7 protein-coding genes are annotated in these 7,417 nt (G+C 70.1%); 3 read left to right on the forward strand and 4 right to left on the reverse strand.

What is annotated here, in order from left to right:
* Positions 1-282 precede the first annotated feature (282 nt).
* The 3 genes from ACWD68_RS41160 to ACWD68_RS41170 form a co-directional block, all read right to left on the reverse strand.
* Positions 283-2,568 (reverse strand): tetratricopeptide repeat protein, encoded by a 2,286-nt coding sequence (locus ACWD68_RS41160; protein WP_451811598.1) that lies wholly within the window; start codon positions 2,566-2,568, stop codon positions 283-285.
* 32 nt (positions 2,569-2,600) lie between these two features.
* Positions 2,601-3,131 carry a hypothetical protein gene (locus ACWD68_RS41165; RefSeq protein WP_451811599.1) on the reverse strand — a complete coding sequence of 177 codons (531 nt, stop codon included), beginning with the start codon at positions 3,129-3,131 and terminating at the stop codon, positions 2,601-2,603.
* A 351-nt stretch (positions 3,132-3,482) separates the two neighbouring features.
* Positions 3,483-4,241, reverse strand: coding sequence for a hypothetical protein (locus ACWD68_RS41170; protein WP_451811600.1), 759 nt, complete (start codon positions 4,239-4,241; stop codon positions 3,483-3,485).
* Between the two features lie 555 nt (positions 4,242-4,796).
* Between ACWD68_RS41170 and ACWD68_RS41175 the strand changes: the two genes are divergently transcribed.
* Positions 4,797-5,999, forward strand: a complete 1,203-nt coding sequence (locus ACWD68_RS41175) for an RNA ligase (RefSeq protein ID WP_451811601.1) — start codon at positions 4,797-4,799, stop codon at positions 5,997-5,999.
* A gap of 129 nt (positions 6,000-6,128) precedes the next feature.
* On the opposite strand, the gene ACWD68_RS41180 is transcribed toward ACWD68_RS41175, so the two are convergent.
* The gene (locus ACWD68_RS41180) at positions 6,129-6,305 is read right to left on the reverse strand and encodes a CsbD family protein (RefSeq protein ID WP_451811602.1); all 177 of its coding nucleotides are present in this window, start codon (positions 6,303-6,305) and stop codon (positions 6,129-6,131) included.
* 167 nt (positions 6,306-6,472) lie between these two features.
* Between ACWD68_RS41180 and ACWD68_RS41185 the strand changes: the two genes are divergently transcribed.
* Together ACWD68_RS41185 and ACWD68_RS41190 are read left to right on the forward strand one after the other, a co-directional pair.
* Entirely contained in the window at positions 6,473-6,643 is a 171-nt protein-coding gene (locus tag ACWD68_RS41185) for a hypothetical protein (protein ID WP_033279275.1), read from the forward strand.
* A 333-nt stretch (positions 6,644-6,976) separates the two neighbouring features.
* Complete coding sequence (locus ACWD68_RS41190) at positions 6,977-7,327, forward strand: PRC-barrel domain-containing protein (RefSeq protein WP_451811603.1); 351 nt, start codon at positions 6,977-6,979, stop codon at positions 7,325-7,327.
* Positions 7,328-7,417 lie beyond the last annotated feature (90 nt).

Below are 7,417 nucleotides of genomic sequence, written 5' to 3' on the forward strand. Positions count from 1 at the left end.
GCAGGGAATCCCGGCCTTCAGGCCGGGATTCCCTGCGAAGAACAAAGGATGGACGGCGGGGCGGAGGACGACCGAGGCGCCACGCAGCACAGTCATGACCAACGACCTTAGGGCCTGTCCGGTCGATCGCAGTGGAGACGCGGGGCCGATCAGGCACCGCTGGAATCCTCCGCCGTGATCGACCGGACAGGTCCTGGTGCGGACGGCTTCGGAGCGACGCGCGCTGTCGTCAGCTCGGGCCTCCCCCGACCGGCTCGTTCGTGTATCGCCTCGGCGCGGCGGTCAGTGCGGAATGAGCAGACCGGCCGCATCGGTCCGTGCCTGCCAGCGCTGCCAGTTGTTCTGCGCTGTGACCGTGTAGGGATGGTCGGGGCCCAGCGCGCGCTGCATGTCCGGGACGAGCTGGGTGATCATCTGCTGGGCGCTGAAGCGGTCGCCTGCTGTGTGCCGCCAGCAAGCGAGGTTGTTTCGCAGGGCCAGGGTGCGCGGGTGGTCTTCTCCCATCACGCGTGCCTGGTCCTTGAGGAGGATGTGAAGGGCGGCGGCGGCCTCGCCGGGAGCGCCTGCCTGTCCGTGCCAGTACGCCAGTGCTTGCCGGGTGCTGAGGGTGTCGGGGTGGTCGGCGCCCAGAACGCGCTCGCGGTCCTCGAGTAGTTCAGCGGTGGCGGTGAGCGCGGCACGGGGGTCGTCGGCCTGGCCGCGGAGGTGGGCGAGGTGACTGCGTGCGGTGAGGGTGTGCGGGTGGTCTGCTCCCAGGATTCTTTGCAGGTCGGCCAGCAGTTCCTCGGTGTCTTTCGCCGCGGTGGTGACATCGCCGGCCCGGCCTTGCCAGTAGGCGAGGTTGCTGCGGGTGGACAGGGTCTGCGCGTGGTCGGGGCCCTGCAGCCGAATGCGGTCGGCCAGCAGTTCGGCAGTGGCTCGGGCGGCGCCGAGGGGGTCGCCGGTCTCACCGCGCCAGCGCGCGAGATTGCTGCGTGCGGTCAGGGTGCGCTCGTCGTCGGCGCCCAGGACGCGGCCCAGGTCGGCCACCAGGTGTGCGGTCAGGGCGGCGGCACCGCGGACGTCTCCGGCTTCGCCGCTCCAGCGTGCGTGGCCGGCGCGGGCGGCGAGGGTGGCGGGGTGCTCGGGTCCGTGCTGGTCGAGCAGTCGTGCGGTGAGGGACTGGAAGTAGTCGCGGGCGGCGGATACTTGCCCGGTCTTGCCGAGGCTGCGGCCGATTCTGAACAGCAGCGGGTGGACCTCCGGGCGGCACAGTGCGGTGCCTGCGTAGTCGATGAGTGCGGCGGCATTGGCACGCAGGACCTGGGCGAGGGCCGTGTCGCGCTCCGGGTCGGGCCAGGCCGCCAGGAGTGCGTCCGCCGTGGTGTGGATGAGCTGGTCCTTGCGGGCCTGCTGGAGCCGATCGCGCACGGCGTGTTGGACGAGCTGGTGGACTCGTACGCTGTGATGGGGGTCGTCCGTACGGTGATTGACGAGGCTGAGGCGGTACAGGGCCCGCAGGGCGCCGGTTGCTTCTTCTTCGGAGATGTCGAGATGCCGGGTGCGGCGGTGCCTCTTGCGGTCGGGACGCTGCTGGGCGAGGTATCGGAGCGCGGGCGGGCTGGTCAGTACGGCGGCGGGGATGCCGTTGGGATCGAGCACGGAGGTGAGCTGCAGCATGGGTCTGGCCAGCCGGTGCGGGCGTAGGTCATTGGCCTTCGAGATGGACAGAGCCCAGGTGACCGCGACGGCGTCTGTCTGGCTGTCGGGAAGGGCGTCCGGGGTGATGTCGTCCAGCGGGCCGTCGTGCAGCATGCGGCTGTAGGTGGCGACGGTGGAGCCCGAGTCCACCAGGTAGGCGGCGGCCTGCGACAGCGCGAGCGGCAGGTGGCCCAGGCTGCCGGCGAGTGCGGTGAGTTCGTGGGCTGCCTCGGAGCGGCGGTGCACGGCCAATGCCTGGTTGAGATAGGCAAGGGCCTCACGCTCGTCGAACATGCCGACATCGATGAGCTGCCTTCCCTCACCGGCCAGGGCCGCGTCCTGGCGGCGGGTGGTGATGAGGGTCAAGCCGTGCGGGCTGGACGGCGGCCACAGGCCTTGCAGGTGGTCGGGGTGGACCACGTCATCGAGGATGATCAGCCATCGCCACGGCTGCGGCCGGGTCGTGGGCTCCAGCCAGGTGAGGAGGGCGTCCACCGGCTGGTTGCCGACCGAGCCGGGGCCGAGCAGCCGTACGGCTGCCTGCGTGTAGGCGGTCTCGATGCCGACCGGATCGCCGGCGTTGATCCACAACAGCAGGTCGACGTGGCCGGCTGTCCACGCATCGCGGGCATAGCAGGCGGCCAGCTGTGTCTTGCCCACCCCGCCCATTCCTTTCAGGACGTAGGCGTTGGCACCGCTGATCGGCGACGGCGGCTGCATCTGCTGTTCGACCAAGCGGCGTTGCAGCCATTGCGCCGCCGGGGGGATGGTGCCGATCCGTACGGGTCCGGCCCGCCGCTGCCGCGGCAGCCATGCCGACTCGTCGTGCGGATGGGCGCGATATCCGGGTGGGCCGGCGGCGTCCGCTGCGGCCTGGGGGTGGGCCACCCCGGGAGTGGGGACGGCGTGTTCTTGCCCATTCAGCCCTGGGAACGGTCCGCCTGAGGAGGGAAGCCGATGTGCACGTCCCCGAAGTGATTCTGTGTGTTGATCGCTCCATTGCCGAGGGAGGCGACACCGTTGTGGGCCTGCACAGTCGTCGTCGGGGCAGCCGGTGCGCCGGCCTGCCACGCACCGACCAGAACCTTGAGCTCCGCGGCGGCCTGGCTTCGCTGAACGTCATCGAGGGCACGCAGGAAGCTGACCATCCGCTCCCGCCACACCTCCTCCTGGCGGTTGAGCACCCTCACGTCCCCAGACGCCGCGGCGATCTCCGCCGCGCTCTGCCGCAGGCGTTCCAGCTCGCCCTGCTCCGTCCGCGCCTCGCCCCGCGCAAACCACCTGGCCACTTGACCGCTGATGCGCGTCCACGCATCCGACCCGGCCGCCTGCACCAGCGCACCGGCCCCAGAAGCAGCAAGGTCCACTAACGATTCCGGAAGCATGCCCCGTCCAGTCTTCACCCGTTGTCGCATCAGTTGAACGCCGACCGTAGCCGCCTGGAAGGTCACCCATCGTGCAATTGCACGAAGAGGCCACAAGCGCTCACAACCGATAAGACAACAGTCATCAGGCCCTGCCGAAGCGGCACTTCTCGCACAACCGGGCGGCCAGTCCACACCGCGCGGGAAGGCCTGGACGGTTGCGCACGGACCCGCACGCCGGAGGCCGCCGCCCAAAAAAGCCCAGCAGCCGCCCACGCTCTCGGCTGCACGGTCCACCCGGGAGCTTCGCCGTCCACGGCGCCACCATCCCCCGCACGCCATGGCCGTCTCCCCACCAGGGCCTCTCACCGTCATCGGGGCCGTCACCGCATCGGGCCAAGCTTCAGATCGCGCGAGTACGGCCTTCCCGGGGCGTGACTAGGGGCGCGGGGCGGGAGTGGTGCGGGCCGCGGGGGTCTGGGGGAAGGTGGCGGCGGCCACCACCTCGGGCGGGCGGACGTAGCCGCCGACGCTCTCCACGCGCACGACGAGTGCCAGGGGTGACCTGGTGTCGTACGCCTTGGCCAGTGCGCGGATCTCACCGCGGGCGAAGACCTGGGTCGCGCCCGAGGTCGCCAGCAGAGCGCAGCCCGCGATCATGACGAGGCGGCTCCGGGCCGCGAAGGGATTGCGGGCCAGCAGGACGATGGCGTGATCCACGAGTGTCGACTCGTCGACGTCCGACTCGCCGTACTCCTCGCCGCTCTCCAGGCAGACGATGCGGTAGTCGTCGGAGAACTGCCGGAACGCATAAGGGGCGTTGAGCCGGTCGGTCATCAACTGCCAGACGCTGTTGTGCGCCGGCCCGCCGATCACGACCAGGTTCTCCTCGGCGTCCGATGCCATGGCGAAGGCCCTGGCCCTGACCGTCGCCGCCTCGTGCAACCGCAGGTCCTGGGAGAGGAACTGCCGCAGGTTCATGGCCGCCAGGGCATCGGCCTCATGGATCTTCGGATACGCGGACGACGCTCCGCCCGACTCACCGACGACCATGACCACGCGCCGGTCGCGGTCCAGCCGCCACACACGCGCCGCCGGCATCCTGGTCCGGTAGTAGTGCACCAGAGCACGGCCGAGCCAGCCCACGGCGAACGCCAGCAGCGAGGCCACGAGATTGACCGTCAGATCCTGCCGCACGAACCGGCTCCCCCCGCCCTCGCCTGCGCGTCAGGGAGCAGTGTGCACCACCGGATCGGGCAGCGAGAAGGGGACTGTGAAGGGGCGGCGCCGTTCCGTCCAGCGCCGCGCGCCCGACTGCGGCTCCCGGACAACTCCCATACGTGGGGGGCCAGTTCGGGAAGGGAAAGGGTGGGCCCGGTCCCGGCCCGGTTCCTCGGCAGGGGGATCGGCGCGCGTGAGGGGCTCGGTACTGCGGGCCGGACGAGGGGGCAGGGGTGTGGCGGATCACGGTGGTGGCGACGGTGTGCTGGTGGGGGCGGCGGGTGAGCGGCTGCGGGAGGGCGGGTGACGGGCCCTCGCCCCTCCCCCGCCCGCGTGCTCGCCTTCCCCCGGTCCATCGCCGGGACCGGCCCCGTCGTGATCAACGGCCGGCTCGCCGAAATCCGCTTTCCCCATCCCGGCCCGGGCTGGAGGATCACCGTCGGCCCCCGCGTCGAGGACCGGCTCGGCAGACGCACACGCGGCAGTGGGCCAACGCCGTACGAAAGCGATGCGGCATCGACGGAGGCAGCCGTGCAGCTCTCTGACCTGTTCAGCACGCGTGACCTCGATGCCGCGATCGCGGCCGGCCACGTGATGCGCAAGGCCCATCCGTCACTGCCGGTCTCCATCTTCACGTACACGAGGGCGTGCCAGTACGAGCGCGCCTGGACCCCGGCCACCCTGCGTTGCCGCGGCCTCATCGCCGACGACAGGACCGGTGAGATCGTGGCGTGGCCGTTCCCGAAGTTCTTCGGGGTCCAGGAGCACCAGCTCGGCCACGCGTACGCGCCGCCGCTCCCCGAGGGCGAACCGTTCGAGGTGTACGACAAAATCGACGGGTCCCTCTGTATCGCCTTCCACTACGACGGCCGGTGGCGTGCCGCGTCGAAGGGCAGCTTCACGAGCGAGCAGGCGCAGTGGGCGCAGGCCTGGCTGGACGGCCACGACACCGGCCTGCTTCAGTGCGCGACCACCTACCTCGCCGAGATCGTCCACCCGCGAAACCGGATCGTCGTCGACTACGGGGACCGTCAAGACCTCGTGCTGCTGGCCGCGTTCGGGCCGGAGGGCACCGAGACTCCGCTGGCCGTCGCGGCCGGCGACTGGGCCCGCGTCGGCTCCGTGGTGCGGACCTGGCCCGCCCTCCCGCTCGCCGAGCTGCTGAAGCTCACCGAGGCCGGCACCCGCCCCGACGGCCGGCGAACCAGCGGCACGCAGGCCGAGGGCTATGTCATCCGCTACGCGGGCGGACTGCGGGCGAAGGCGAAGCTCGCCGAGTACGTCCGTCTCCACAGGTTGGTCACCGGGGTCACCGAGCGGGACATCTGGCGCTGCCTGGGTATCCAGAAGTTCGCCGGCCGGCCGCCGAAGCTCGTGGCGAAGGCGCTCGGCTGCCCGGTCGCCGGGGTGAACGGACTCCGCGCCGACGGGAAGGGCCCGCTGGACGCCCTGCTGGAGCAGGTGCCCGACGAGTTCGACGCATGGGTGCGCGGCGTCGCGGCGCGGCTGGAGCGCGAGGCCGGTGCGGCAAGGACGGCTGTGCACCGCGAGTTCCGGCGCATCGCCCGCCTCGGCGCGGACCGCGGGGAATTCGCTCGCGCGGCAGCCGCGATCGGTGACCCGGGTGTGCGTGCGGCGATGTTCCTGCTCCTGGACGGCAAGCCGGTCGACCTGCACCTGTGGCGGTCGGTCAGGCCTCGGACGTCCGCGCCGTTCGTCGCCGACGACGAATGATCACGACACCGGCAGGCCCGCCTCCACGACGCCGGGTGCGGGTGGAGGGGCGTTGCCGGTGCCGCCGGACAGCACGGATCCCGGCAGCCGGCGGGGAGGCGGCGGCTGCCGGGACCGGGCGTGGTGCGTCTACTTGGGTTTGATGGCGTCCTTGGCCTTCTCCTTGGCCGCGCGCAGGTCGCCCTTGGACTCCTGGGCCTGCCCCTTGGCCTTCAGGGACTCGTTGCCCACCGCGTCCCCGGTGACCTTCTTGGCCTTGCCCTTGGCCTGCTCGGTCTTGGCCTGGGCCTTCTTGTTCGCAGCCACAACTGCTCACACCCTGTCCTGCTCGAGAGAATTTCCCTTCCTGTGTCACCCCCGCCTCCGTTCCTAAACCAGGAATGTTCACCGCTCCGGGCGCGGCAGGAATGGGTGAAACCCGTAGGAGTGGAGATCGTTGTGCCGGGCACACGAGGGATCGGAGGTTGATAACTATGGTTCCTATTCTTCTCGTTCTCCTGCTCGCTCTGATCCTCTTCGGTGCCGGTTTCGCACTCAAGGCCCTGTGGTGGATCGCCGTCATCGTGCTGGTGGTGTGGGTTCTCGGGTTCGTGATCCGTCCTGCGGCCAGTGGCGGCAAGCGTGGCCGCTGGTACCGCTGGTAGGCAGGCCGCGACAACGTATGGACACAGTGGGCCCCGACGCCGCGTGGCGTCGGGGCCCACTGCGCTGCCTCCCTGATGCTGGTGGGACGAAAGTGGTGATTCTGTCGATGCGGGGTAGGAGGAGGAGGTGGCCGGAGGATGTCCGTGACGCCGGGAACCATGGCCTCCAGCACGGCGCCTCCGGCCACCCGCATTTCCTGCCGGCAGGAACGTGTGAGGTGCAGAAGGCAGGGCACCCGGCGGTACGAGGAATCGTCGCAGAACATTGCGCGTCCATTTTGACTCCGCATTTTCGCGGCGGACAGTAAACAATTCTGATGAGGGAGCCGTTTTATGAGTGACAGCATCTGGGGCTACCAGCCGACCACCGGCCACATCGCGGGCACCGATCTGACCGGGTACAAGGTCGAGGCGACCGACGGCAGCATCGGGAAGGTCGACAAGCACTCGGACGACGTCAGCTCCGCGTACCTCGTCGTCGACACCGGCGTATGGATCTTCGGCAAGCATGTCCTGCTGCCGGCCGGCACCGTGCAGCGGGTCGACCAGACCGAGCAGAAGATCTACGTGGCCCTCACCAAGGACCAGATCAAGGACTCCCCCGAGTTCGACAAGGACAAGCACATCGGCGACGCCGGCTACCACGAGCAGGTCGGCGAGTACTACCAGAGCCACCGCGCCTGACCCTCCAGCATGACCCTGCGAGCGGGCCGTCCCGAGGGAACAAGAGACGGACCGCGGGGCGTGGGCCCCGGCAGGACGGTGGGGGCTTTA

This window comes from Streptomyces sp. NPDC005141 (assembly GCF_053599975.1).